Raw genomic sequence first — 23,681 nt, 5'->3', positions numbered from 1 at the left:
CCTATCGTCATGAACGATAACTCATCGTGCCGTGCACTCCTCGTTGACGGCCCGGACATTCCCGATTTAGCCTGTGGTGACCGCATGCTCGCGACCATTTCGCTGATTCCGTGCGACCGGTTCCGCAGTTTAAGAAATACCTCGCTCGCCGACCGGCAACCGCCTCGCGGAACCGTTCTGCCACTTACCGGAAAGGCCCGGTGAATCAATGACCAGAATGGCTGGGATAAAACCGCAGAACCCGGAGAGCGGTTTACTCGAGCTGTTCGGCACGGTGGTCTCCCGGTATCCCCGGCGCATCGCCGTGTCCGCTCCCGACGGCGAGCTGACCTACCAGGAACTCGACCGGCGCGCCGGGCTCCTGGCCGGCGTCCTGCGCCGTGCCGGGGTCGGCACCGACACCGTGGTGCCGGTGCTGGGCGCGTCCGGGATCCCCCTGCTGGTGGGCCTGCTGGCGGTGCTCAAGGCCGGGGGTGCCTACCTGCCCGTCGACCCGGGCAGCCCGCCCGAGCGGATCCGCCGCCTGATCGACGGCTGCGGCGCACAACTCGTCGCCGCCACCGCGAAAGCCCGTTCCCGCCTGGGCGACAGCACGCTGCCGGTGGTGCCACTCGACGGCCCCGACCCCGAAGGCCCGCCCGCGCAGGCCGTTCCCGGCCCTCACGACCTGGCCTACGTCATCTACACCTCCGGCTCCACCGGTGAGCCCAAGGCCGTCACCGTCGAGCACGCGAGCATCGCCCGGCTGCTGACCACCACCCGGTCGCTGTTCGGCCTCGACCAGCACGACGTCTGGACGATGTTCCACTCGGCCGCGTTCGACTTCTCGGTGTGGGAGATCTGGGGCGCCTGGTCGACCGGCGCCCGGCTGGTCGTGGTGCCGTACGAGGTGTCCCGCTCCCCCGCCCGGTTCCGGCAGCTGGTCTCCGACGAGGCCGTCACCGTGCTCAGCCAGACCCCTTCCGCGTTCCGGCAGTTCGTCGCCGCCGACGCCACCGCGGACCGGCAGACCAAGCTGCGGCTGGTGGTGCTGGGTGGTGAGCGGCTCGACGTGGCCCTGCTGGCACCGTGGTTCGACCGGAACCCGCCCGATTCCCCGCGTCTGGTCAACATGTTCGGCATCACCGAGACCACCGTGCACGCTTCCTACCGCTGGATCGAGCCGGGCGACCTGGATCATCCGGCGGTCAGCCCGATCGGTGTGCCGTTGCCCTACCTGAGTTTTCGGGTGATGAACGAAGACGGTGAACCGGTGCCGGACGGCGAGCCGGGTGAGCTGTACATCGCCGGGCCCGGGGTGGCCCGCGGCTACCTGAACCGGCCGGACCTGACCGCGCGGCGCTTCCTCACCCTGGCCGGCGGGCAGCGGTTCTACCGCAGCGGCGACCGGGTGCGGCTGCGGGCCGACGGCTACTCCTACCTCGGCCGCATCGACGACCAGCTGTCGGTGCGGGGTTTCCGGGTCGAGCCCCGGGAGGTGGAGGCGGTCCTGGAGGAGCACGCCGAGGTGGGGCACGCCCTGGTGACCACCTCCGAACACGGTGGCGGCGACGTCCGGCTCGCGGCCTACGTCACCCCGCCACCGGGTGCCGCGGCCGGTGACCCCTGGCGGTCGCGGATCGTGCCGGGGCTGATCGCCCACACGGCGGCCCGGCTGCCCCGGCACCTACGCCCGTCCGAATACCTACCTGTGGAGGCGATTCCCCTGACGTCCAACGGCAAGGCCGACCGCAGCCCGATCACCGGTCCCCCGGCACCGGACGACCTCGCGGACAGCGAGGTGCGGGCCGGCATCATCCGGATCTGGCAGCAGACGCTGGGGCACTCCGCCTTCGGCGAGGACGACGACTTCTTCGACCTGGGCGGTACCTCGCTCAGCGTGCTGCGCATGTTCGGGCAGGTGAACGACGAGTTCCAGACCGACCTCGACCTCACCGCACTGGTGGACGGCGTCAGCGTCGCCTCACTGGCGGCCGAGGTCGAGAGGGCCCGTATCTCCCGATCCCCACTGGCGGAGGCAGATCGCTGATGACCACCCAGACGTCCCCCTCGTTCTCCCTCAGCCCCGGCGAGCTGGAAGACTTCCACCGCAACGGATTCACCGGCCCGTTCACGCTGTACGAGCCGGAGGAGATGAAGCAGATCTGGCGGCGCAAGCGGATCGAGCTGATGGACCGCAGCGCCGCCGTGTATCAGGACGAGCTGGCCCGGTCGGGGGCGACGAACATCGCCAACTACGACCGGCACCTGGACGACGACTTCCTCGCCGACCACATCGCCCGCCCGGAGATCGTGCAGCGTGTGGCCAGCATCCTCGGCCCGGACGTGCTGTGCTGGCGCTCGGAGTTCTTCCCGAAGTACCCCGGTGACGAGGGCACCGACTGGCACCAGGCCGACACCTTCGCGAACGCCTCCGGCACCCCGCAGATCCTCTGGCCGGGCGGATCGGACTTCGGCGGCACCATCACCGTGTGGTGCGCGTTCACCGACGCCATGATCGACACCGGCTGCCTCCAGTTCATCCCGGGCACGCACCGGAGCATGAACTACGACGAGACCAAGCGCATGCACTACGACCCGGCCACCACGACCACCGAGAAAGACGGTGTGCGCCGGGGGTTCTTCGGCTACGACTACCGGGAGCTCCAGATCGACCCGGACTGGAAGCCGGACGAGTCGCAGGCGCGCTCGATGCAGATGCGGGCCGGGCAGTTCATCGTGTTCTGGTCCACCCTGATGCACGCCTCGCACCCGCACGCCGGCAAGACCCAGCAGATGCGGCTGGGTTTCGCCGGGCGCTACGTGCCCACGTCGGTGCGGATCTACCCGGACACCGAGCAGATCGAGGAGTACGGCGGGCAGGTCAGCCTGGAGAGGTACGGCGCGGTGCTGGTGAGCGGCGAGGACACGCACGGGCACAACCGGATCGCCACCGAGACCACCCGCGGTCACGCGTTCGGCAGCGACGCACGATGAGCGCCGCGGACGACGTCGAGGCCGGCGTCACCGAGGCCGTCCTCGACGTCGCTCCGCTACTGAGAGCCCTGGAAACGCCTCAGCGCGTGCATCTTCCGGATCAGGACGGGTTGCGGGCACAGGCCGTGCTGGACGCGGCGGCGCGGGCGCTGGCCCTGCCCGCCCCGGTGGTCACCCCGTCGGCCGAGGGACACACCGCCGCCGAGCTGATCATCGGGCGCCGCCTGCACCGCTCCGATCCCGGCTCGGCCGACCCCGGGACCACCGCCCGGGCCGCCGAGAGCTCACGGCGCCGGCCGTTTCTGGTCAAGAGCTCGGACGGGTCGGTGCTGAACTGCTACACCGCCGGGCCGGAGCAGGCCTCCGCGGTGGTGCTGGTGACCGCCTGTGGCATGCCGGCCGGGCTGCTGGATCGCTGGATCGGGCACCTGTCGCGCGAGCACCGGGTGGTCACCTGGGAGAGCCGGGCCCTGTTTCCCGATCCGGACAACCGCTGGGACGACGAGGGTTTCGACGAGCGCGGCCAGGATCTGGCGGCCCAGGCCGACGACGTGGTGAGCGTGCTGGCCGCCCTGGCGCTCGAGGACGCGCACGTGGTCGGCCTGTGCGGGGGCGCCGCCGTCGCCCTGCTGGCCGCCGGGCTGAGTCCGCGCATCGGTTCGCTGAGCCTGTGGCACGGCGACTACGAGCTGGGGCCCGACGCCGCGAAAACCACCCACCAGCACGACATGCAGACCTTGCTGGTGCAGGCCGGCCGCAGCCGGGAGCGGGCCCGGGGGCTGCACCGGGTGTTCCGTCGTCCCTCGACCCTGGCCGCCCTGCGCGACGACCTGGCCCACCACCTGTACTACCCCTACGCCACCGCCGAGCTGCTCTACCGGTACGGCCGCCTGAACGGAGCCATCATGACCACCGACTGCCGTCCGTTCCTGGCCGGGGTGACCCAGCCGACGCTGGTGGTGACCAGCCCGGAAGACACCACCGCCCATCCCGACGGGTCGCGTCACGTGGCCGCCGCGCTGCCCGACGGCTGGCTGACCGAGATGCCGCACGGCGACCACCTGGCCGCCTTCGACGCGAGCGACGAACTGCTCGACGTGGCCACCGATTTCATCGGCGAGGTGCACCGGTGACCGACGAGCGGATCAGCCGGGTGCTGGAGCACCCCGCGGTGGAACAGGCCGCGGTGGCCGACCCGGACGACGGCACCGTGCACGTGGTCGCCGATCCGGAGCGGGCGCCGCTGCTGCGCCGGGCCGGTGACCTGGAGCTGCCGCCCGGCGTCGGCCTGCACGAGCCGGCCCCCGACCTGCTGGTGGCCGGGGTGAACCGCACCGAGACCGAGTTTCTGCACCGCGAGGTCTGGCAGGAGAACGCCTACCTGCGGCACGGCCTGGTGGTGCCGCGCGACGCCGTGGTGGTCGACATTGGCTCCAACATCGGCCTTTTCAGCCTGCTGGCCGGCACCCGCGCCCCCGGCGCCCGGATCGTCGCGGTCGAGCCGATGGCCGAGACCGCGGCGGCCGCCACCACCACCGGGCGCCTGCACGGCCTGGACCTGACCGTGGTCACCGAGGCGGCCGGCGACCACCCGGGCAGCGCCGAGCTGACCTTCTACCCCGGCAACACGGTGATGTCCGGCCGCTACGCCGAGGCCGGTGAGGACCAGGAGGTGCTGCACTCCTATCTCAGCACCGACCCCGAGGCCGCCGGTCTCGACCTGGACCGGCTGGTGGGCGAACGGATGCGGGGCACCACCCGGACGGTGCCGGTGACCACCGTCACCGAACTGGTCACCCGGTTCGGGCTGCCGCGGATCGACCTGCTGAAGATCGACGTGGAGAAGGCCGAGTGGGACGTGCTGACCGGGGTGGACGCCGCCACCTGGCCGGCCGTCCAGCAGGTCGCCCTGGAGGTGCACGACCTGGACGACCGGCTGAACCGGGTGCTGGCGCTGCTGCGCAGCCAGGGATTCCTGGTCGCCCACGAACGAGACCCACGCCTGGTCGGCACCCCGCTGTACACGGTGTACGCCCGCCGTCCCGGCGCCCGTCCCGCCCACCCCTTCCCGGCCGTGCCGCCGGCCTGGCCCACCTCCCGGGCCCTGGCCGCCGACCTGCGGGCCCGGCTCGGCGGGTCCTGGCCGGCCAGGGTGAACCTGGTGCCCGGCCTCGATCGGCTGCGCTCCGGGCCGGTTGCCGCCCGCACCGCGGAGACCGCTGTGCTGGCCGAGATCTGGGACGGCATCTTCGGGGCCGGTGCGGCCGCCACGAACGCCGGGTTCTTCGAGCTCGGCGGCACCTCGCTCACCGCCGTGCGGCTCATCGACCTGGTCGAGGGCCGGCTCGGCGAGGGCGCCCTGGAACCCGACACCGTGTTCACCGCGAACTCCTTCACCGAACTGGCCGCCGCCGTCCGGGCCCCGGCATGAGCTCCACCCTGCTCACCGCCGACCACGAGGCCTTCCGCATCAGCGTGCGGACCCTGCTCGACGAGCAGGTGGTGCCCGCCCTGCCCGGCTGGGAGGAACAGGGCCGGATCCCCGGGCACGCCTGGAAGACACTCGGCGCGGCGGGCCTGCTCGGCCTGGCCCACCCGATCGCCGACGGCGGCACCGGGCACGACCTGCTCTCCTCGGTGGTGGCCGCCGAAGAGCTGGGGCGCACCGGTTTCAGCGGTTTCCGGGCCGCCGTCGGCGTGCACACCTGGATGGCCACGCACTACCTGGCCACCGCCGCCGCACCGGCCCTGCGGCACCGCTACCTGGGCCCGGCGATCCGGGGCGAGCGGGTCGCGGCCCTCGCCGTCACCGAACCGGACGCCGGATCGGACCTGACCGCCCTCGCCACCACCGCCACGCCGGACGGCGACGGGTTCCGGCTGCACGGCACCAAGACCATGGTGACCAACGCACTGTGCGGCGGCTTCGCCGTGATCGCCGCCCGCACCGGCCCGGCCACCCGTGGCCCGACCGGCATCTCGCTCTTCGTCACCGACCTCGACGCCCCCGGCCTCACCGTCACCCCGCAGCCCCTGGCCGCCTGGCACTGCGCCGGCACCGCACAACTCGGCCTGGACGGCGTCCCGCTGCCCGCCGACGCCCTGATCGGCCGCGCCGGACGGGGATTCCACTACCTGATGAAGGGTTTTCAGCAAGAGCGCGTGATCGCCGCGGCGCTGGCCGTCGGCGGCGTGGACCGCTGCCTGCACGACACCCTCGACCACGTGCAACGGCGCGCCCTGTTCGGCGGCCGGGCCGGTGACCTCCAGAGCGTGCGGCACGCCCTGGCCGGGATGCACACCGAACTGTCCGCCGCCCGCCTGCTGGTGCACGACGCCGCCCACCGCCTGGCCCGCGGCGACCTGCCGGTGGCCGAGTGCTCGGCGGCCAAGCTGTACGCCACCGAACTGGCCTGCCGGGTCGCCGACCGCTGCCTGCACCTGCACGGCTCGGCCGGCTTCGTGGCGGACTCCTCGATCGCCCGGGCGCACCGGGAGGCGCGGGCCGCGGCGCTCGCGGCCGGGCCGAGCGAGGTCATGCTCGACCTGATCGCGGGAACCCTGTTCAGCACCACGCCATGACGCACCGTCATCAATGCCACCGGCACCTGGAACAACCCGGTGATCCCGCACCATCCGGGCCTGGAGAGCTTCGCCGGCCTCCAGATGCACACCCGTGACTACGTTTCCGCGGATCACCTGGCCGGCATGCGCGTCGCCGTGGTCGGCGGCGGCATTTCCGCCCTTCAGCAGCTGGACGAGATATCCCGGGTGGCAGACACTTTCTGGTACACCCGGCGGGAACCGGTGTTTCTCGACGGCGAGTTCCGGCACGAGGTGGAGGGACGTGCGGTGATCGCCCGGGTGACCGCCGACGTGGAGGCGGGACGGCCCACGGGGAGCGTGGTCTCGTACACCGGACTGCTGTGGACGCCGTGCGCCCTGACCGCCCGGGAGCGGGGGGCGCTCCGGCTCACCGGAACCCGGGTCACCGGCGAACCCCGAGTGCACCTCATCGGTTTCGTGCCCTCGCAGTCCACCGTCGGCTCGAACCGGGCCGGGCGCGACGCGGCCGCCGCCGTAGCCCGGCAGCTCGGGTCAGTGCCCGCGGGTTGAGCCGCGTCGCACCAGCTCCGGGGTGATGGTCACCTCGACCGGTTCGGCCCGGTCACCGGGGGCCAGCCGCTGTGCCTGCTCGCGCATCCGGGTCTCCAGCAGACCGAGGATGGTGGAGGCGATGACCGTGCGGCCCGAGCCGATCGTGGTGAGAGACGGCACGGTGAACTCCGACTCGTCCACGTCGTCGAACCCCACCACCTGAACCTGTTGCGGCACAGACAGATTCAGGTCGGCGAGTCCGCGCAGCACGCCGAGGGCCAGAAAATCGGTGACGGCGAACACCGCGTCGAAATCGTGCTCCCGCGCCAGTTCCCGCACCGCCCGGCGGCCCGTGGCCGGGTCGATCGCGTCCAGCTCCACGATCAGCTCCTCCGGGGGAACCAGCCCGGCGTCCTCGTGCGCCTCACGCCAGCCCCGGGTGCGCAAGGACGGCATGCGCGCGTGGCTCTCGTCGCGCGACCCGCCCAGGATCGCGATCCGCCGGGCGCCGCACTCGATCAGGTGCGCGGTGGCCAGCCGGGCTCCCCCCACGTTGTCCATCATCACGTGGTCGAAGGTGCGCGGCACCACCCGCTCCCCCACCAGCACCACCGGGGTGGCGAAATTGAGCCGTTCCAGGTCGTCCAGGTCCAGGTCGACCACGGTGACGATCACCCCGTCGTACATCCGCAGCCGGGCGTAGGCGACGGCGGCCAGCTCCCCCTCCCGGTTGCTGCCCGAGCGTTGCAGCACCAGGTGCCGGCCGGTGGCCTCGACCCCGTCGGCCAGCCGGGTGGCCAGCTGCCCGAAGAACGGCCGGTCCAGCTCGGGCACCAGCAGGCCGATCGCGTCGGTACGGCCGGCCCGCAGGCTGCGGGCGGTCGGATTGATCTGGTAGCCGAGCTCGTCGACCGCCGCCAGGATGCGGGCCCGGGTCTCCTCGGCCATCCCCGGGCGACCGTTCAGCGCGTTCGAGACCGTGGCGGTCGACACACCCGCGACCCTGGCCACGTCGGAGATCGTGACCGCGGTGCCCGGGGTGCTGCGACGCCTGCCGCCGGGGCGCGCCCCCGAAACCCCTTCATCGGCAGTCCTGTTCGAAACATTTTCGGCGGGCCGCCGGTCGTCGGTACCCATCTGTTCCTCCATGCTCACAACCCGTGACGTCCGGGCTCTCGCCGAAATCCTCCCTTGACGGGGGAGGTCTCGAAGGTTAATCGTTTTTGTCAGATCACGAGGACGCGATCGGCGGCACCGGCCACCCGCGTCCCGCCGACGTCCCGGTGCGCACTCCGCCCTTTCCGCGTCCGCCGCCGTTCACCGTGCGGTTAATCGATTAGCCCGGCGCTGCCGACGCGCGCCAGGAAGGTAGAGCACGTCATGAGCACGCCCACCGGCCCGGCCCGCGTCGTCATCGATCTGGATCTGCCCGGCCCGACGATCAGCCGCCACCTCTACGGCCACTTCGCCGAGCACCTGGGCCGGTGCATCTACGGCGGGTTCTGGGTGGGCGAGGACTCGCCGCTGCCCCACACCAACGGCATCCGCTCCGACGTGGTCGAGGCGCTGAAGGTGCTGCGGATCCCCAATCTCCGCTGGCCCGGCGGATGTTTCGCGGACGACTACCACTGGCGTGACGGCATCGGCCCGCGCGAGCAGCGGCCCCGCATGGTCAACTCGCACTGGGGCGACGTGGTGGAGGACAACTCCTTCGGCACCCACGAGTTCATGGACCTGTGCGAGCTGCTGGGTGCCGACCCCTACGTGAGCGGCAACGTCGGCTCCGGCACGGTGCGCGAGATGTCCGAGTGGATCGAGTATCTCACCCGGGGCGACGACTCGCCGATGGCCTCGCTGCGCCGCGGCAACGGCCGCGACGAGCCGTGGAAGGTGCCCTACTGGGGGCTCGGCAACGAGGCCTGGGGTTGTGGCGGCAACCTGCGCGGCGACGCCTTCGCCGACCTGGCCCGGCAGTACGCGACCTACGTGCGTGACCACGGCGACAACCGGGTGTACCGGATCGCGGCCGGCGCCAACGCCGACGACTACGCCTGGACCGAGTCGCTGATGAAGGCCCTGGGCTGCCTGGACAACGACATTCCCCCGGTGTTCCAGGCGGTTTCGTTCCACTACTACACGATGAGCGGCGACTGGCAGAACAAGGGCGACGCCACCGCCTTCGACACCGAGGAGTACTACCGCACCATCACCCAGGCCTACCGGGTGGAGGAGATGCTGACCCGGCACTCCACGGTGATGGACCGCCGCGACCCGAAGAAGCGGATCGGTCTGGTGCTGGACGAGTGGGGCACCTGGTGGAACGTGGAGGAGGGCACCAATCCTGGTTTCCTGTACCAGCAGAACACCTTACGGGACGCCCTGGTGGCGAGCCTGCACTTCGACGCCTTCCACCGGCACGCCGACCGGCTGGTGATGGCCAACATCGCGCAGACCGTCAACGTGCTCCAGGCGATGATCCTCACCGACCCGGCCAGCGGCGCCCTGGTGCTCACCCCCACCTACCACGTGTTCGAGATGAACACCGGCCACCACGACGCCTCGTCGCTCACGGCCCACGTGCTCGACGCCGGCACCCACGAGAACGTGCCGCTGCTGTCCGCGTCCGCGTCCACCACCGGCGACACCGCCCTGATCAGCCTCTCCAACCTGGATGCCGACGAAAGCCGTTCCGTGGTGCTGGATCTGCGGGGACGCACGGTCGAGAGCCACACCGCGCGGCTGCTCACGGCCGGCAGTCTCCAGGCGCACAACTCCCCCACCGCCCCCGAAGCCGTGCGGCCGGTGGCCTTCGACGGCGTGACTGCCCATCCCCGTGGACTGACGGTCGACCTGCCCGCGCACTCCTACCTGACCGTCTCGCTCGATCTCTCGAACTGACCCACCACCAGGAGGTTTCAACGATGAAGCTGAACCGGGCCCGAAGGATCACCGTACTGGTCACCGCGACCGCCGTGATGGCCGGCACCGCGGCCTGCGGCGGCAACGACAGCGGTGGCGACAGCGCCACCGGCACGATCAGCTTCACCTGGTGGGGCGGTGACGACCGGGCGGAGAAGTACCAGCAGGCCGTCGCGCTGTTCGAGAAGGCCAATCCGGACATCAAGGTCAAGACCTCGTTCACCGACTTCCCGAACTACTGGACCGCCCGCTCCACCGAGGCGGCCGGCCGGGCACTGCCCGACGTGATGCAGATGGACCTGTCCTACCTGCGTGAGTACTCCGAGAACGGGCACCTGGCAGACCTTTCCCAGTTCAGCGACATCGACACCTCGGGCTTCGACGAGGCGCAGCTGCAAGCCGGAACGGTGGACGACGAACTGCTCGGTCTCTCGGCCGGCACCAACACCTTCGCCCTGTTCGTCAACCCAGCCCTGATCGAGAAGGCTGGTGTGGAGCCACTTCCCGAGGACTACACCTGGGAGCAGTACAACGACTGGATCCTGGAGGTGGCGGCCAAGGGGGTCAAGACCGAGGACGGGCAGCCGATCGTGGGCAGCGGAGACTACCGCGGCGCGCTGTGGATCTTCATCCAGTGGCTGGTGCAGAAGGGTGTCGACCCGTACACCGACGACGGCCAGATCGCCTTCACCCAGGACCACATCCGCGAATGGCTGGCGCTGGGCGAGGCGCCCGACACCGCCAAGGCCTTCGCCTCCGCCTCCCGCACCACCCAGCTCAAGCCGAAGAGCCCGTTCCTGGTGAGCGAGCAGGCCACGGAGCTGAACTGGGACAACTTCACCGCCAGCTACATCACCGACATGGACACCGAGGTGGAGCTGATGCCGGTGCCCACCGGTGCGAACGGCAGCAAGGAGATGTTCTGGAAACCCTCGATGCTGCTCTCGATCTCGAACAACTCCGAGCACAAGACGGCCGCCGCCAAGCTCACCGACTTCCTCACCACCGACCCCGAGGTGGGCAAGATCTTCGGCAACTCCCGCGGCGTGCCGAGTAACCAGGCCCAGCGTGACGCGGTGGTGTCGGAGGAGGGCAGCGCCGACGCCCTGACCACGGCCTACGAGAAGGACGTGGCCGACAGCGTGACGGCCGAGACGCCGATCCCGATCAAGGGTTTCGGTAGCCTGGAGGCGACCTGGCTGACCCTGTCGGAAGACCTGGCCTACGACAAGATCTCACCCGACGAGTTCGTCGAGCAGTTCTGGGCCGAGGCGCAGCAGGCCACGCAGTGAGTGTGATCGAGGCGTCCGCGCCGGCCCAGGAGTCGCCACCGACCCGGCGCCCGCGCCGCTGGAAACGGCATGACGTGCTGGCCGGTTACGGGTTCCTGACTCCCTGGCTGATCGGGTTCTTCGCTCTCACCGCCGGGCCGATGCTGGTGTCGCTGTACCTGTCGTTCACCAAGTACAACCTGTTCGGCGCGCCCGAGTGGATCGGCCCGGACAACTACCAGCTGCTCCTGGACGACCCGAAGTTCCACCAGGCGGTCAAGGTCACCCTGACCTACGTGGTGATCGGGACGCCGGTGAAACTGGCTGCGGCACTGGCCATCGCGATGCTGTTGAACAACAGCCGGCGGGGCCAGGGATTCTATCGCTCGCTGTTCTACGCCCCCTCGCTGATCGGGGCGTCGGTGTCGATCGCCATCGTCTGGCGGGCGATGTTCATCGACGGCGGCATCGTCGACCGGATCGGCAGTGGCAGCGGGCTGGACTGGGGCGGCTGGGTGGGCAACCCCGACCTGATCATGCCGATGTTCGTGCTGCTGACCACCTGGCAGTTCGGGGCGCCGATGGTGATCTTCCTGGCCGGGCTGAAGCAGGTGCCCGCCGAGCTGTACGAGGCCGCGGCGGTGGACGGCGCCGGGCCCTGGCGCAAGTTCGTCAGCATCACCGTGCCGATGCTGTCGCCGGTGATCTTCTTCAACCTGCTGCTGGAGTCGGTGCACGCCTTCCAGGTGTTCGGTTCGGCGTACATCATCTCGAACGGCACCGGCGGTCCGGCCGGTTCGAGCCTGTTCTACACCCTCTACCTGTACCAGCGTGGTTTCCAGGACTTCCGGATGGGCTACGCCTCGGCCATGGCCTGGGTGCTCGTGCTGGTGGTGGGCCTGCTGACCTTCGTCATGTTCCGTACCTCCAACGCCTGGGTGCACTACGGGGGCGATTCCCGGTGAGTGATGTGAAGCCGCGCACCAGAAAGCTTCTCGGGTCGTTCGGATGGCACCTGCTGGCCCTGGCGATCGGGGTGGTGGTGCTCTACCCGGGCGCCTGGATGCTGTTGTCGTCGTTCAAACCCACCCACCAGATCGTGGGTTCGGTCAGCCTGATCCCGGAGCACCCGACACTCGACAACTTCCGCACCGCCCTGGCGGGCATCGCCGGGGTGTCGTTCTGGCGGTTCTTCGGCAACTCGCTGCTGCTGGCCGTCGGCTCGGTGGTGGGCACGGTGCTGTCGGCCTCGGTGACCGCCTACGCCTTCGCCCGCATCGACTTCCCCGGCCGCAGGCTGTGGTTCGCGCTGATGATCGGCACCCTGCTGCTGCCGTTCCACGTCGTGATCATTCCGCAGTACATCCTGTTCAACAACCTCGGCCTGGTCGACACCTTCGTGCCGCTGCTGATCGGCAAATTCCTCGCCGCGGAAGCATTTTTCGTGTTCCTCATGGTGCAGTTCATGCGTGGGCTGCCCCGGGAGCTCGACGAGGCGGCCTGGATCGACGGCGCCGGGCACTGGCGGATCTTCCGGTCGATCACGCTGCCACTGATGAAGCCGGTGCTGGCCACCGCGTCGATCTTCGCGTTCATCTGGAGCTGGAACGACTTCTTCGGGCCGCTGCTGTATCTGAAAAACTCTGACCTGTATCCGCTTCCGGTGGCGCTGCGGCTGTTCGTCGACCAGACCTCGACGTCCGACTACGGTGCCCAGATGGCCATGGCCGTGCTGGCCCTGGCGCCGGTGATCATCTTCTTCCTGGTGTTCCAGCGCTACCTGATCGGCGGCGTCGCCACCACGGGGCTGAAGGGATGAGGTTGCCCAGGCATTCTGCGGACCGCACATTGGCCGGTCCCTCGCCGTCCTTCGCCCTGCTCGGCGAGACCCTGGTGACCGGTGCGCTGGTGGCCGTGGGCAGCCTGGGCGTGGTGACGGCGCTGCCGGTGATCGCCCTGGCCGTGCGGCACCTGCGCGCCCACCTGGCCGGTGAGTCCACCGGCTGGAGGACGACGCTGAGCGAACTCCCGCTCGCCCTGCGCTCCCTGATCCTGCCCGGGATCCTGGTTCCGGCTGCCCTGGTGGTGCTTTCGCTGAACCTGTGGATCACCCGGAACGCCGCGCTGCCGGGCGGGCCCGCGGTGACGGCGATCAGCTACGGGCTCGTCCTGGCGGTGATCGTGGTGGCGCTGCGCACGGCCGGCTCCTGGAGCGGCGAGATGCCCTGGCCCGAGCAGACCCGGCGGGCGGCGGCGCGCAGCCTGGCGGACCTTCCCGGCACCGGGCTGCTGCTCGGGGCACTGGTGATGTCGGCGGCCATCACGCTGATGTTCCCCCCGCTGCTGATCGTGCTGGGCGGGCTGCTGGCCCTGGCGGCGCTGGCAGTCGAGTCGCGGCTCCAGGACGAGCGACTCACGGCCGGGTCCTAGCCGGATCAGCCCTGAGCGCTCGGCCGGACGACGATCTCGTTGACGTCGACGTCCTCGGGCTGCTCGACGGCGAAGGCGATGGCCCGGGCGATCGCCCCGGGGTCGATGGCCACCCGCTGCACCTGTTCCCAGGTGGCCAGGGCGGTCGGACTGCCGTGGGGCGGGCGGTCTCCGACGAACTCGGTGCGGGTCATGCCGGGCGACACCGCGGTCACCCGGATGCTCGCGCCCACCTCCTGGCGCAGGCCCTCGGAGATCGTGCGCACGGCGTTCTTCACCCCGGCGTACACCGTCTGGCCCGGCACGATGCGCAGGCCGGAGGTGGAGACGGTCTGCACGAAGTGACCGCCGCCCTGCCGCCGGAAAACCGGCAGGGCGGCGGTGATCCCGTTCAGCACACCCCTGAGGTTGACGTCGATCATGTCGTCGATCTGCTCGTCGGTGAGATCCCCCAGCGGGGCGACGGTGGCCACGCCGGCGTTGCCGACCAGCACGTCGAGACGCCCGAAACGCTCCACCGCCAGCGCCACCAGGGCCCGGAGGTCGGCGCGCCGCCGCACGTCCGTGACCTGCCAGACCACGTCACCCTCGATCCGCGCGGCCACCTCCCGCAGGCGGTCGGCCCGGCGCCCGGCGAGCACCAGCCGGGCGCCTCGGGCCGCCAGCAGTTCCGCCGTGGCCGCCCCGATCCCGCTGCCCGCCCCGGTGACGGCGACAACTTTTCCCTCGATACCCATGGCCGCACTCCCTCAAGTGGACGACTGTCCGTTTCGATTCGAGGCTAAGTGGACACATGTCCGTTTGGCAAGCGGCAGAATGGCCCGCATGGCAGGCGAGAGGGCAGGGAAAGCGGCGCGGCAGCACACGGGGCGGCAGGACGCAGGTCAACGGACCCCGGGGCAAGGGGCCGTAGATCAGCGGGTCACGGGTCAGCGGGCCGCGGGCGAGGCGGCAGGACGAGGCCCCGGGCCTGCATCCGGCCGGGCCGCCCGGCAGAGCCCCGGGCAGCCTTCACGCCGCGCGGACGCCGAGCACAACCGGGAGCGGATCATCGAGACCGCCCGGGCAGCACTGACCCGCAGCAGCGACGCCACGCTGAACTCCATCGCCAAGCAGGCCGGGGTGGGTCAGGGCACGCTGTACCGGCACTTCCCGACCCGGGAGGCCCTGCTGGTCGCGGTCTACCACGCCGATCTGCGCGACCTGCTCGACTGCGCCCCCGGCCTGCTCGACCGGCACCCGGCCGACGAGGCACTCCGGCACTGGCTGGACCGGCTGGCCGGCTACGGGCGCATCAAGCACGGCGCCGCCCAGGCGGTGCGCGCCGCCACCCGGGCCGACCTGTCGGCCGAGTACTACGCCGAGACCGTCCAGGTGATCGGCACCCTGCTGAGCGCCGGACAGCGAAGTGGCGCCCTGCGGGCGGACGTCGACGCGCAGGACGTGCTGCTGCTGGTCGGGTTCCTCTGGCGGGTGCCGAACGAGGACTGGGAGCGGCGCACGGCCCACCTGCTCGACCTGGTGATGGACGGGCTGCGGGCCGGCCACTGATCCGGCCCACCGACCTCGGCCCAGCAGCTCCGGCCCACCGGCCCCGGCACAATGACGCCGGCCCGACGAACCCGGCCCAACGGGCCCGGTGTTGGCGCGAATCATGGCCGAACAGGACCGTTTCCGAGGTTTTCCGAGCCCTTCCGGCGGAGCGCTTGAATCGTTCCACAAAAGCCGCGAACACCCCTTATCGCCGGCATTGCTTTGGTGTTACCGTCCCATCACAGCCGGCGACGTGGCCGTTCGCAGCAGCGACGTCCCGCTGAACGGCTGGCCGGGTCAAGCTCCGGGACGGCACTACCGCAACGATTTTCCACGGCTCCTCCCAGCACCTCCCGAACCGGCGCACCCCTTGAAGCGGCGCCTGCCGCTGTGCGCGCACCATCGTCCCCTGCTGGTGGCTCCCCCTGCGCCCCTCCCCCATCCGGCCCGAACGCCTCCACCTCACGAATGGAGCAACGCCCGTGCCATCACCTCTGTCACAACGTTTCCGGGCCGTGCTGGCGGCGATCCTGCTCGCCCTCACCGCCGGGCTGCTGACCACCCTGCCCGCCGGTTCCGCGAGCGCCGAAACCCAGGGAAAGACCTTCCGCGCCGGGTCTTTGCAAGATCCGAACCTGCGCTTCGTCGGGCGCTGGGACACCAGCGATCCGGCCACCTACGTCGGGAACTGGGAATCGCCCTATGTGGAGGCCGCTTTCACCGGCACCACGGTGAAGGCCACGGTGCGCGACACGGTCACGGTGTACGCGAGTGTCGACCACGGGCCGATCCAGACCTTCGACCAGGTCTCCGGCACCATCGACCTGACCCCCACACCGCTGGCGCCGGGGCAGCACCAGGTGTGGTTCTCGTACCGCACCGGGGAGATCCCGACCTGCGCCACCTGGCCCTCGCCGTGCGCCACGTTCCAGGGTTTCACCTTCGACAGAGGTGCGAAAACCCTTCCGCAGAAAGACAAGAAGCTGATCGAGTTCATCGGCGACTCGATCACCGTTGGCTACGGCACCGAGAAGACGACGGTGGACTCGTACAGCTGGCTGCTGGGCGAGAAGCTCGGGGTGGACCACACCAACATCGCCCGCTCCGGGGCCTGCCTGACCCAGCTGTCGAACTGCTTCGGCCTGAACGAGAACTGGGACCGGACCACCATCGGCGGCACCACGGACTGGGACTTCACCCGCTACCAGGCCGACGCCGTGGTGATCAATCTGGGCACCAACGACGCCGGCCGGGGCGTCAGCGCCGCGGACTTCCAGCAGAACTACACCACCCTGCTGGAGGAGGCGCGGGCGAAGTACCCCGGTGCGCAGCTGTTCGCCTTCGAGAACCTGCGCCAGCGCTACCCGGCCGAGACCGAGGCAGCCGTGCAGGCGCGGAACGACGCCGGGGACGCGGCTGTTCACTTCATCGACACGGCCGACTGGCTCACCGCCGAGGACTACGTGGACGGCGGCCACCCGAACGAGGCCGGGCACGCCAAGATCGCCGACCGGCTGGCCCCGATCGTCGCGCCCTACCTGGGCATCCCGCTGCCGGGCAGCCCTGCCGACCCCGACGTCCGGTTCACCGGACGCTGGGACACCAGCGACCCGGAGGCCTACGTGCCGACCTGGGCGGGCTCGTACTTCACCACCCGCTTCACCGGCACGTCCGTCACGCTGAACCAGCGCAGGACGATTGATTTCTGGGCCAGCGTCGACGGCGGGGAGGACGTCTACTTCTCCGGGGTGAGCGGCGACGTGGACATCACCCCGGACCCGCTGTCCGAGGGCGAGCATACGTTACGGGTCTCGTACCGCAACGTGGCCGGCTCGTACAAGGGTGACGCGGTGTTCCAGGGCCTGACCCTCGACTCCGGTGCCCGCACCCTGGCCACGCCGGGGCGCAGGCCGATCCTGGAGTTCGTCGGTGACTCGATCACCATGGGCAGCACCTCGTCGAAGACCACGCTGACCTCGTACGGCTGGCTCTCCGGCGAGAAGCTGGGTGCCAGGCACACCCAGATCGCCTGGGGCGGAGGCTGTCTCGTGGCCGCCGCAGACGGCTGCACCGGCATCTCGCAGCGGTTCTTCAAGACCTACGACGGCACGGCCGACTGGGACTTCGGCACCTACCAGGCCGACGTGGTGGTGGTGAACCTGGGCACCAACGACCTCAGCCACAACGTCACCCCGGAGGAGTTCCAGAGCGTCTACACCCAGTTCCTCAAGAACATCCGTGCCGTCTACCCGCGGGCCGACATCCTTGCCCTGGGCACGTTCTCGGGCCGCTACCTGACCGAGACGCAGGCCGCCGTGGCCGCCACCCGCGACCGCCGTACCAGCTACGTGGACACCACCGGCTGGCTGCCCGCCGAGGGGCTCACCGACAAGGTGCACCCCAACGATCTGGGGCACCAGCTGATCACCGACCGGCTCACCCCGATCCTGGGGAAGATCCTGCAACGCCGCGCCTGATCCGGCCCGGCCGGGGCGCCCACGGGCGTCCCGGCCGGAACCGGCGAGAACCGGTGAGAACCAGCCACAAACGTCCACCCGTGCTCGCCGGAACGGCCCGCACCCGATCATGCCGCCAGAGCTCCGGCCGCGAGTGGCCTTGACCACTCGCGGCCGGAGAGTTGCTGTGAATCCCCTGTTCACCCCCACAATCCCCTCATGAGTTCTGCCCAGGGGGGCTTGCCCGAACAAGTGGGGGCGGCGTATCGCGCCGTCCCGGAGTTACACCGTCTGCTTCTCGATCCGACCCGGTGCCCGAACTGCGCCGCGGTGCTGCCCGGACCGCGCTGCGCGGTCTGCGGGATCGATCTGACCGGGCCCGAGGGCGTGGGGATCCATGAGCTGAGCCGCACCGCCGCGAGTGCGCTGGAACGGCGTGAGACGCTGTTGCAGCACCTGCGCGAGCAGGCCCGCACCCGCAACGCGGCCGCGGCGGGTGAGCCGGTCCAGCAGGCACCGGCCCCACAACCGGGGACGCCCGGAGCTCCGGTTCCCGTCGCCCCGGCACCGGTCACCGCGGCCGGTGGGCCACCCGTCGCACCGCCGTCCGGTCCCCCGCTCGGCCTGACCTGGCGTGATCCGCAACCACGGCGCCGGCTCAGCGTCAACACGATCCTGGTGGGCACCGGTGCATTGCTGCTGGCCGTGGCCGCCATCGGGTTCCTGATCTTCTCCTGGAACAGCATGCCGCTGGCCGCCCGGGCCGCGGTGATCGCCGGGATCACGCTGGCCGCGCTCGGCACCGCCACCTGGCTGCGGCCGCGACTGCCGGAGACCGCCGAGGCGGTGGGGGCGCTGGCCGTGGTGCTGGTGCTCGGTGACGGCTGGGCGATCCGGCGCACCGGGCTGTTCGGCGCCGACCGGGCCGACGGCCTGGTCTACCTCGGCGCCACCCTGCTGGCCGCCGGGCTCCTGGTCGGGGGCTGGGGGCGGCTCCGGCAGGTGCGGGCAGGCACCCACGCGGCGGCGGTGCTGCTACCGCTCGGCCCGTTCTTCCTGGTGCCCGGTGCGTTCGACGGCACGACCGACCTGGCCTGGGTGCTGGGTCCGCTGGCCGGTTCCGCGCTCGCCCTGCTACGGCGCACCCTGCCCGCGGGCTGGTGGACCGAGCGTGTGCTGGCACGGGGGACGGCCGCCGGGATGCTGGTCGCGGCGGCCGGGGTGGCCTGGTTCGGGCTGTCCCTCGAGCATCTCGCCGTAGCCGGGACCCTCGCGGTCACGCTGCTCACCGCCGCGCAGACCTGGGCCGATCGCGATGCCGGGCTGCCGGTGAACCGGGGCTGGTCGCTGGCCACCGGCGTCCTGGCGGTCGCGACGGGTCTGGTGGCGGGCGTCGACCTGACGATCACCTCCGGGATCCCCGGCATCACCGGGCTGATCCCGGTGACGCTGCTGGCCGGTCTGGTGCTGGTCGCGGCCTCCCGGCTCACCCCGGCGCCCGCCGCCGCCCTGCGCCGCACCGCCCTGGCCGCCGGGGCGTTCGCGGCCACCGCGCTGGTCGCCGTGCCCGGCCTGCTGCTCGCCGCCTGGGCGTTGCTTCGCCCGGTGCTGGACGAACCCCGCAGCAACCGGGCGGGCACCCGCGTCGACCACGTCGGTGTGACGCACTCCGACACGACCCAGCTGTGGCTGGTGGCCCTCGGCTGCCTGGCCGTGCTGGCCGCAACCGCCTGGGCCGCCGGAGCCGGCCGGCCCTGGCCACGCCGCGTGCGCGACCTGCTGCGGACCACCCCGCCGGCACTGCTGGCGGGTGCCGCCGCACTGCTGGTGCTGGCCCCGTCGGCCGCGGTCGTCACGAGCGTGGTGGCCCTGATCCTGTTGTCCGCCGTGGCCTCCGCGATCGCGGTGCGCAGGGCCGGGAGCCGGATCGCCGGTCTGCTGTGGATCACCGCCGGCCTGACCGGCGTGCTCGGCGCCACCCTGGCCTGGGTCACCGAGGAACTGCCCGGCGCGGTCACCGTCCTGGCGGCCCTGGCCCTGCTCGCGGCCCGGCGCCGGATCACCGGCACCGACCAGGACGCTCAGCTGGGCCGGGGCGCGCTCGCCCTGCTGGCCGGATGCGCCTGGCCGGCGGCCGTCGCCGTGCTGGCCGGGCAGGCCGGCGCCGGGTCGGGCACGGGCTGGTCGGGCACGGGCTGGTCGGGCGGGGTCGGGTCGGGCGGGGTCATCGGCACGCCGCTGATCTGGGCCGCCCTGATCGGCGCCCTGACCTCGGGCCTCCTGCTCACGGTGCCGCGCCTGCCCTTGCCCCGCCTGCCCTTGCCCCGCCTGCCCTCGCCCCGCCTGCCCTTGCCCCGCCTGCCCTTGCCGGCCGCGGCTGCGGGCCGGGCCGAGTGGAGCGGCGCCGACCGGTTCGCGGCCGCCGTGCCCGGTCTCGCGGTGCTCCTGGCCGCGCTGACCACCACCACCTCACCCGGCGACGGCCCCACCTGGCCCCTGCCCACGCTGCTGGCGGCTGCGCTGCTGGTCGCCGCCGGCACGGCCCTGCTGGTGCGGCCGGTGGTCTCGCGGACGCTTCCGGTGCTCGCGCCGATCGCGGCCGCGGTCTCGGCACCGCTGCTGGCGGTGCTGGCCTGGTCGCTGGTGCGGGCGCTCGCGGACGGCGACGAGGCGACCCGGGGCATGGTCTGGGCCCTGGCCGCCGCGGCGGCGACCGCCGTCGTCACGGTGCTGGTGCTGGCCGGTCCCGGTGCCGCCCCGGCCTACCGGGATCGCCGGCTCGGCGCCGAGACCGGGCTGATGGTGACCGGGGCGATGGCCGTCTCGCACGCCTTCGTCCCGGGCCCGGGCGACCGGCTCTGGCTGGTGCTGCTGATCGTCGGGGTCTGCGCCACCGCGATCACCCTGACCCCCGGACGTCAGCAGCTCGGCTGGCTCGCCGGGATTCTGCTCACCGCCTCCAGCTGGACCCGGCTGGCGGACGCCGAGGTCGGCCTCGTCGAGGCCTACACCGTGCCGCCCGCCCTGGTCCTGCTCGGCGTGCAGTTCTGGTCGCGCCGCCGGGACTCCTCGCAGCCGTTCAGCCTGCGCCCGGTGCACTTCGTGCTGGTACCGAGCGTGATCGCGGCCGGGCTGCGCGAGGAGACGGCGCGCCCGGTCGCCCTGCTGGCCCTCTCGGCCGTGGTGGTCGGGGGCGGGCTGCTGCTGATCCGCGCGGGCCGTGACCCGCGGGTGCTGCGCCCGCTCATGCTGTCCGCCGCGGTGACCGCGGCGGCCACGGCGCTGCTGCGGGTGAACCGGGACATCAACTACGAGTTCCAGATCTCCCTGAGCACCCTGGAGGCCTGGACCCTCCCCGCCGCCGTGATCCTCCTGGCCCACGGGGTGGACCGGTTCCAGCGGCTGGAACGTGGCGAAGGCCCGGCCGGTTCCGGGCGTCTCACCGGTTCCGGGCGTCCCGGTGGCCCGAACCCCGGGGACGCCTGGCCGGTCTCCTGGATCGCATTCGCGCCCGGACTGGCGTTCTCGCTGGTGCCCGGGGTCTGGTGCGGTCTGGCCGGCACGCCGGGTCCGGACGCCCGCCCCTTCCTGGTGCTGCTGCTGGCGGCGGTGACGGCGGTCGCCGGCGCGTGGAAGCGTCTCCAGGCCCCGCTGGTGCTGGGCGCGGCGGCGCTGGTGGTCGAGGCCCTGATGCTGTTGTCGCCGTGGATGCGGACCGTCGGCGAGACGGTTCCCCTGTGGGCGTGGGCGGCCGTCGTCGGCCTCGCCCTGTTGGTGCTCGGCGGCGGTTACGAACGCCGGCTGGACCAGCTACGCACGGTGCGCTCGCGTCTGGCGGCGCTGCGCTGATGTCGTACCGAAAGGGACGATAAGGGCGGCCGGGGGCGGCACGAGTCGCCACCGCCGGAAAACTGGCCCAGGATGGCCGGATCCGGCCGGTGATCGGTCAGGGAGACAGCCCCTGCCCCCGGCCCCGTTCAGGGAGCACCGTGTTCGACCCCCACCCCACCTCCGACCTGCCGCACGGCCTGGACCGGGTCCAGGCCGTGCTGGCCAGGTTCGGGGCACTGACCAGCGACTGGCCGACGACGTCCGGAACCCCGGGCTCACCGGACCCCGTCAACCCGTCGAACCCCCTCGGCCTGCCGGACTCCCTCTGTCTGGCCGCCCGCGACGCCCTGAACGTCGACGCCGCCGCGATCTGTGTGTTCCACGGCCCGTCGGTCTCCGTGCCGGTCGCCGTGAGCGACCCGCACGCCGCCCGCGCCGAGGAGTTCCACTTCGGCATCGGCGACGGCCCCTGCCTGACCACGAGCACCCGCCACCCCGAACTGATTCCGGACATCTCCGCCCCCGGGGCCCGGAACTCCTGGCCGCTCTACACCGCCATGCTTCCCGAAATCGCGCCCTACCGCGCCGTCTTCGCGTTCCCCCTGAGCCCGGCCCCGGTCCCGGCCACGAGCACAACCCTGACCCCGGCCACGAGCACAGCCACGAGCGCGGGCGGAACAGCCCGGCCGATCGGCGCGCTCAGGCTCTACCGCCGCACGACCGGCCCCCTCGACGACGAGCCGGCCGCGGCTGCCGTCGCCACCGAGATCGCCCGCCGGCTGCTGACCGGGCTCCAGGACGACGAGGCCGGCCTGCGTCTGCTCCAGGACCGCGCCCTGCGGCACCGCTCGCGGGTCTGGCAGGCGCAGAACCTGATCATGCGCACCCACCGGGTGCCGTTCGGCGACGCCCTGGACCTGCTGCGCGCCGCCGCCTTCGGCCACGACCGCCCGCTGCGGGAGCACGCGGACGACGTCCTGGCCGGCCGATCCCCGATGCCCACCCTGTAATTCCCATTGCCGGATGGACATTCGCGAGGACGACATCCCCGTTCCCACCGCATGTGACACAGGCACGGACGACGGCACACCGGGCCGCCCGGCCGCGCCCGACGTGCGAGCGCCGGGAACAGGGCACGGACGTTCCCGGTTCAGGCGCGATACCTTCCAGCCGAATGACACGGGTCGGGCTTCCGCATCGCGAAAGTGACGGTCCCATGCTTCAGCACCCCGTACCGGCCTCTCCCGACATCCCGTTGGCCGGCTTTCCCTGATCCCGTGTCCAGGTCACCTGGGCGAACCGTCAGCCTCCCAGCGCCGCAACCAGATTCGTCACCGCCTCCGGCCCCGCGTAGGGCAGGAACAGCGACGGCTCGACCAGTTCCAGCTCCAGCACCACCGGCTCCCCCCGGTCGTCGCGCACCAGGTCCACCCGGGCGTAGGTGGGCACCCCGAAGCGCCGCGTCACCAGGTCGACGGCCCGCCGGGCGACCGCCAGCTGCGCCGCGTCCGCGGTGTGCGACACGCTGGTCTCCGGGGCGAACAGGGTCTCGACCACGCCCCCGCGCGGCAGCGTGACGCGCTTGTTCGCACCGTGGCTGAAACGCCCGCCGAGGAACACCATCGGCCACTCCCCGTGCTCGGCCACCGACCCCAGCAGCGGCTGCACCAGCACGGACACGCCCTGCTCGTGCAGCTTGCGCACGTGCGCCAGGGCCAGGTCGTGCTCCTGGTCGCCGTACCCGGCGGCGTCCCGGCTGCCCGCCCCCACGGCCGGTTTCACCACGAACTCGCCGGCCGGGAACACCGGCAGCTCCCCCGGCTCGGCGAACCCGGTGGGCGTGATCGGCACCCCGGCCCGCTCCAGGTCGGCCAGGTAGTGCTTGTCCATGCTCCAGCGCAGCATCGGCACCGGGTTGCGCAGGTCGGTCACCGCGGCGACGGTCTCCAGCCAGGCCAGGAACGGCTCCAGCCGCTGGGTGTAGTCCCAGGTGGAGCGCAGCACCACCCGGTCGTAGGTGCCCCAGGCGACCCGCGGGTCGTCCCACACCACCACGTCCACCTCGACGCCCGCCCGCCGCAGAGCCGGCACCGCCAGGTCCTCGTCCTCGTCCAGTCCGCGTGCGCCGGTCGCGGAGACCCAGGCGAGTCGTCTGATCACGGTCGTT

17 protein-coding genes and 1 pseudogene are annotated in these 23,681 nt (G+C 71.6%); 15 read left to right on the top strand and 3 right to left on the bottom strand.

Features of this window, described 5'->3' with window-relative positions:
• The first annotated feature begins 208 nt into the window (after positions 1 to 208).
• From KIH74_RS31335 to KIH74_RS31310, 6 genes and pseudogenes are all read left to right on the top strand, one after another.
• Positions 209 to 2,029, top strand: a complete 1,821-nt coding sequence (locus tag KIH74_RS31335; RefSeq protein ID WP_214160025.1) for a non-ribosomal peptide synthetase — start codon at positions 209 to 211, stop codon at positions 2,027 to 2,029.
• Positions 2,029 to 2,976 carry a chlorinating enzyme gene (locus KIH74_RS31330; protein WP_214160024.1) on the top strand — a complete coding sequence of 316 codons (948 nt, stop codon included), beginning with the start codon at positions 2,029 to 2,031 and terminating at the stop codon, positions 2,974 to 2,976. Before KIH74_RS31335 ends, KIH74_RS31330 begins: the two co-directional genes overlap by 1 nt.
• Complete coding sequence (locus tag KIH74_RS31325; RefSeq protein ID WP_214160023.1) at positions 2,973 to 4,109, top strand: alpha/beta fold hydrolase; 1,137 nt, start codon at positions 2,973 to 2,975, stop codon at positions 4,107 to 4,109. Before KIH74_RS31330 ends, KIH74_RS31325 begins: the two co-directional genes overlap by 4 nt.
• On the top strand, positions 4,106 to 5,407 hold the full coding sequence (locus tag KIH74_RS31320) for an FkbM family methyltransferase (protein ID WP_214160022.1): 1,302 nt from the start codon (positions 4,106 to 4,108) through the stop codon (positions 5,405 to 5,407). Before KIH74_RS31325 ends, KIH74_RS31320 begins: the two co-directional genes overlap by 4 nt.
• Positions 5,404 to 6,558 carry an acyl-CoA dehydrogenase family protein gene (locus KIH74_RS31315; RefSeq protein ID WP_214160021.1) on the top strand — a complete coding sequence of 385 codons (1,155 nt, stop codon included), beginning with the start codon at positions 5,404 to 5,406 and terminating at the stop codon, positions 6,556 to 6,558. The genes KIH74_RS31320 and KIH74_RS31315 overlap by 4 nt, the downstream gene beginning before the upstream one ends.
• Positions 6,559 to 7,092: pseudogene (locus KIH74_RS31310) on the top strand (pyridine nucleotide-disulfide oxidoreductase); the annotation flags it as partial.
• On the opposite strand, the gene KIH74_RS31305 reads toward KIH74_RS31310, so the two are convergent.
• A complete protein-coding gene (locus tag KIH74_RS31305; protein ID WP_214160019.1) occupies positions 7,075 to 8,085 on the bottom strand; it encodes a LacI family DNA-binding transcriptional regulator in 1,011 nt (336 codons plus the stop codon). The pseudogene KIH74_RS31310 and the gene KIH74_RS31305 overlap by 18 nt on opposite strands.
• 369 nt (positions 8,086 to 8,454) lie before the next feature.
• Here KIH74_RS31305 and KIH74_RS31300 point away from each other — a divergent pair, with 369 nt between their 5' ends.
• From KIH74_RS31300 to KIH74_RS31280, 5 genes are read left to right on the top strand one after another with little or no spacing between them, the layout of a single operon-like run.
• On the top strand, positions 8,455 to 9,972 hold the full coding sequence (locus KIH74_RS31300) for an alpha-N-arabinofuranosidase (protein WP_214160018.1): 1,518 nt from the start codon (positions 8,455 to 8,457) through the stop codon (positions 9,970 to 9,972).
• A 23-nt stretch (positions 9,973 to 9,995) separates the two neighbouring features.
• Complete coding sequence (locus KIH74_RS31295) at positions 9,996 to 11,285, top strand: ABC transporter substrate-binding protein (protein WP_214160017.1); 1,290 nt, start codon at positions 9,996 to 9,998, stop codon at positions 11,283 to 11,285.
• On the top strand, positions 11,282 to 12,229 hold the full coding sequence (locus KIH74_RS31290; RefSeq protein ID WP_214160016.1) for a carbohydrate ABC transporter permease: 948 nt from the start codon (positions 11,282 to 11,284) through the stop codon (positions 12,227 to 12,229). Before KIH74_RS31295 ends, KIH74_RS31290 begins: the two co-directional genes overlap by 4 nt.
• 5 nt (positions 12,230 to 12,234) lie before the next feature.
• Complete coding sequence (locus tag KIH74_RS37195) at positions 12,235 to 13,083, top strand: carbohydrate ABC transporter permease (protein ID WP_372492154.1); 849 nt, start codon at positions 12,235 to 12,237, stop codon at positions 13,081 to 13,083.
• A gap of 2 nt (positions 13,084 to 13,085) precedes the next feature.
• Positions 13,086 to 13,694 carry a hypothetical protein gene (locus KIH74_RS31280; protein WP_214160014.1) on the top strand — a complete coding sequence of 203 codons (609 nt, stop codon included), beginning with the start codon at positions 13,086 to 13,088 and terminating at the stop codon, positions 13,692 to 13,694.
• A gap of 5 nt (positions 13,695 to 13,699) precedes the next feature.
• Here KIH74_RS31280 and KIH74_RS31275 read toward each other — a convergent pair whose 3' ends face one another.
• Positions 13,700 to 14,431, bottom strand: coding sequence for an SDR family oxidoreductase (locus KIH74_RS31275; protein WP_214160013.1), 732 nt, complete (start codon positions 14,429 to 14,431; stop codon positions 13,700 to 13,702).
• Positions 14,432 to 14,519: 88 nt separating this feature from the next.
• On the opposite strand from KIH74_RS31275, the gene KIH74_RS31270 reads away from it, so the two are divergent.
• The 4 genes from KIH74_RS31270 (at position 14,520) to KIH74_RS39030 (ending at position 22,524) form a co-directional block, all read left to right on the top strand.
• Positions 14,520 to 15,245 carry a TetR/AcrR family transcriptional regulator gene (locus KIH74_RS31270; protein ID WP_214160012.1) on the top strand — a complete coding sequence of 242 codons (726 nt, stop codon included), beginning with the start codon at positions 14,520 to 14,522 and terminating at the stop codon, positions 15,243 to 15,245.
• 464 nt (positions 15,246 to 15,709) lie between these two features.
• Positions 15,710 to 17,704: a GDSL-type esterase/lipase family protein gene (locus KIH74_RS31265; protein WP_214160011.1), complete on the top strand. Its 1,995-nt coding sequence runs from the start codon at positions 15,710 to 15,712 to the stop codon at positions 17,702 to 17,704.
• Positions 17,705 to 17,902: 198 nt separating this feature from the next.
• The gene (locus tag KIH74_RS31260; protein WP_214160010.1) at positions 17,903 to 21,532 is read left to right on the top strand and encodes an SCO7613 C-terminal domain-containing membrane protein; all 3,630 of its coding nucleotides are present in this window, start codon (positions 17,903 to 17,905) and stop codon (positions 21,530 to 21,532) included.
• A 140-nt stretch (positions 21,533 to 21,672) separates the two neighbouring features.
• Positions 21,673 to 22,524 carry an ANTAR domain-containing protein gene (locus KIH74_RS39030; RefSeq protein WP_214160009.1) on the top strand — a complete coding sequence of 284 codons (852 nt, stop codon included), beginning with the start codon at positions 21,673 to 21,675 and terminating at the stop codon, positions 22,522 to 22,524.
• A gap of 292 nt (positions 22,525 to 22,816) precedes the next feature.
• Here KIH74_RS39030 and KIH74_RS31250 read toward each other — a convergent pair whose 3' ends face one another.
• Positions 22,817 to 23,674 carry an ATP-grasp domain-containing protein gene (locus tag KIH74_RS31250; RefSeq protein ID WP_214160008.1) on the bottom strand — a complete coding sequence of 286 codons (858 nt, stop codon included), beginning with the start codon at positions 23,672 to 23,674 and terminating at the stop codon, positions 22,817 to 22,819.
• Positions 23,675 to 23,681 lie beyond the last annotated feature (7 nt).

The organism is Kineosporia corallincola, assembly GCF_018499875.1.
Taxonomy (GTDB): Bacteria; Actinomycetota; Actinomycetes; order Actinomycetales; family Kineosporiaceae; genus Kineosporia; species Kineosporia corallincola.
Note: the sequence above shows the minus strand (reverse complement) of the source record. Positions and strands in the feature narration are given on the sequence as shown.

Excerpts from the sequence above, each read along its gene's own strand:
- KIH74_RS31335 (WP_214160025.1), top strand. The coding sequence starts at position 209 with ATGACCAGAATGGCTGGGATAAAACCGCAGAACCCGGAGAGCGGTTTA.
- KIH74_RS31330 (WP_214160024.1), top strand. The coding sequence starts at position 2,029 with ATGACCACCCAGACGTCCCCCTCGTTCTCCCTCAGCCCCGGCGAGCTG.
- KIH74_RS31325 (WP_214160023.1), top strand. The coding sequence starts at position 2,973 with ATGAGCGCCGCGGACGACGTCGAGGCCGGCGTCACCGAGGCCGTCCTC.
- KIH74_RS31315 (WP_214160021.1), top strand. The coding sequence starts at position 5,404 with ATGAGCTCCACCCTGCTCACCGCCGACCACGAGGCCTTCCGCATCAGC.
- KIH74_RS31300 (WP_214160018.1), top strand. The coding sequence starts at position 8,455 with ATGAGCACGCCCACCGGCCCGGCCCGCGTCGTCATCGATCTGGATCTG.
- KIH74_RS31295 (WP_214160017.1), top strand. The coding sequence starts at position 9,996 with ATGAAGCTGAACCGGGCCCGAAGGATCACCGTACTGGTCACCGCGACC.
- KIH74_RS31275 (WP_214160013.1), bottom strand. The coding sequence starts at position 14,431 with ATGGGTATCGAGGGAAAAGTTGTCGCCGTCACCGGGGCGGGCAGCGGG.
- KIH74_RS31270 (WP_214160012.1), top strand. The coding sequence starts at position 14,520 with ATGGCAGGCGAGAGGGCAGGGAAAGCGGCGCGGCAGCACACGGGGCGG.
- KIH74_RS31260 (WP_214160010.1), top strand. The coding sequence starts at position 17,903 with ATGAGTTCTGCCCAGGGGGGCTTGCCCGAACAAGTGGGGGCGGCGTAT.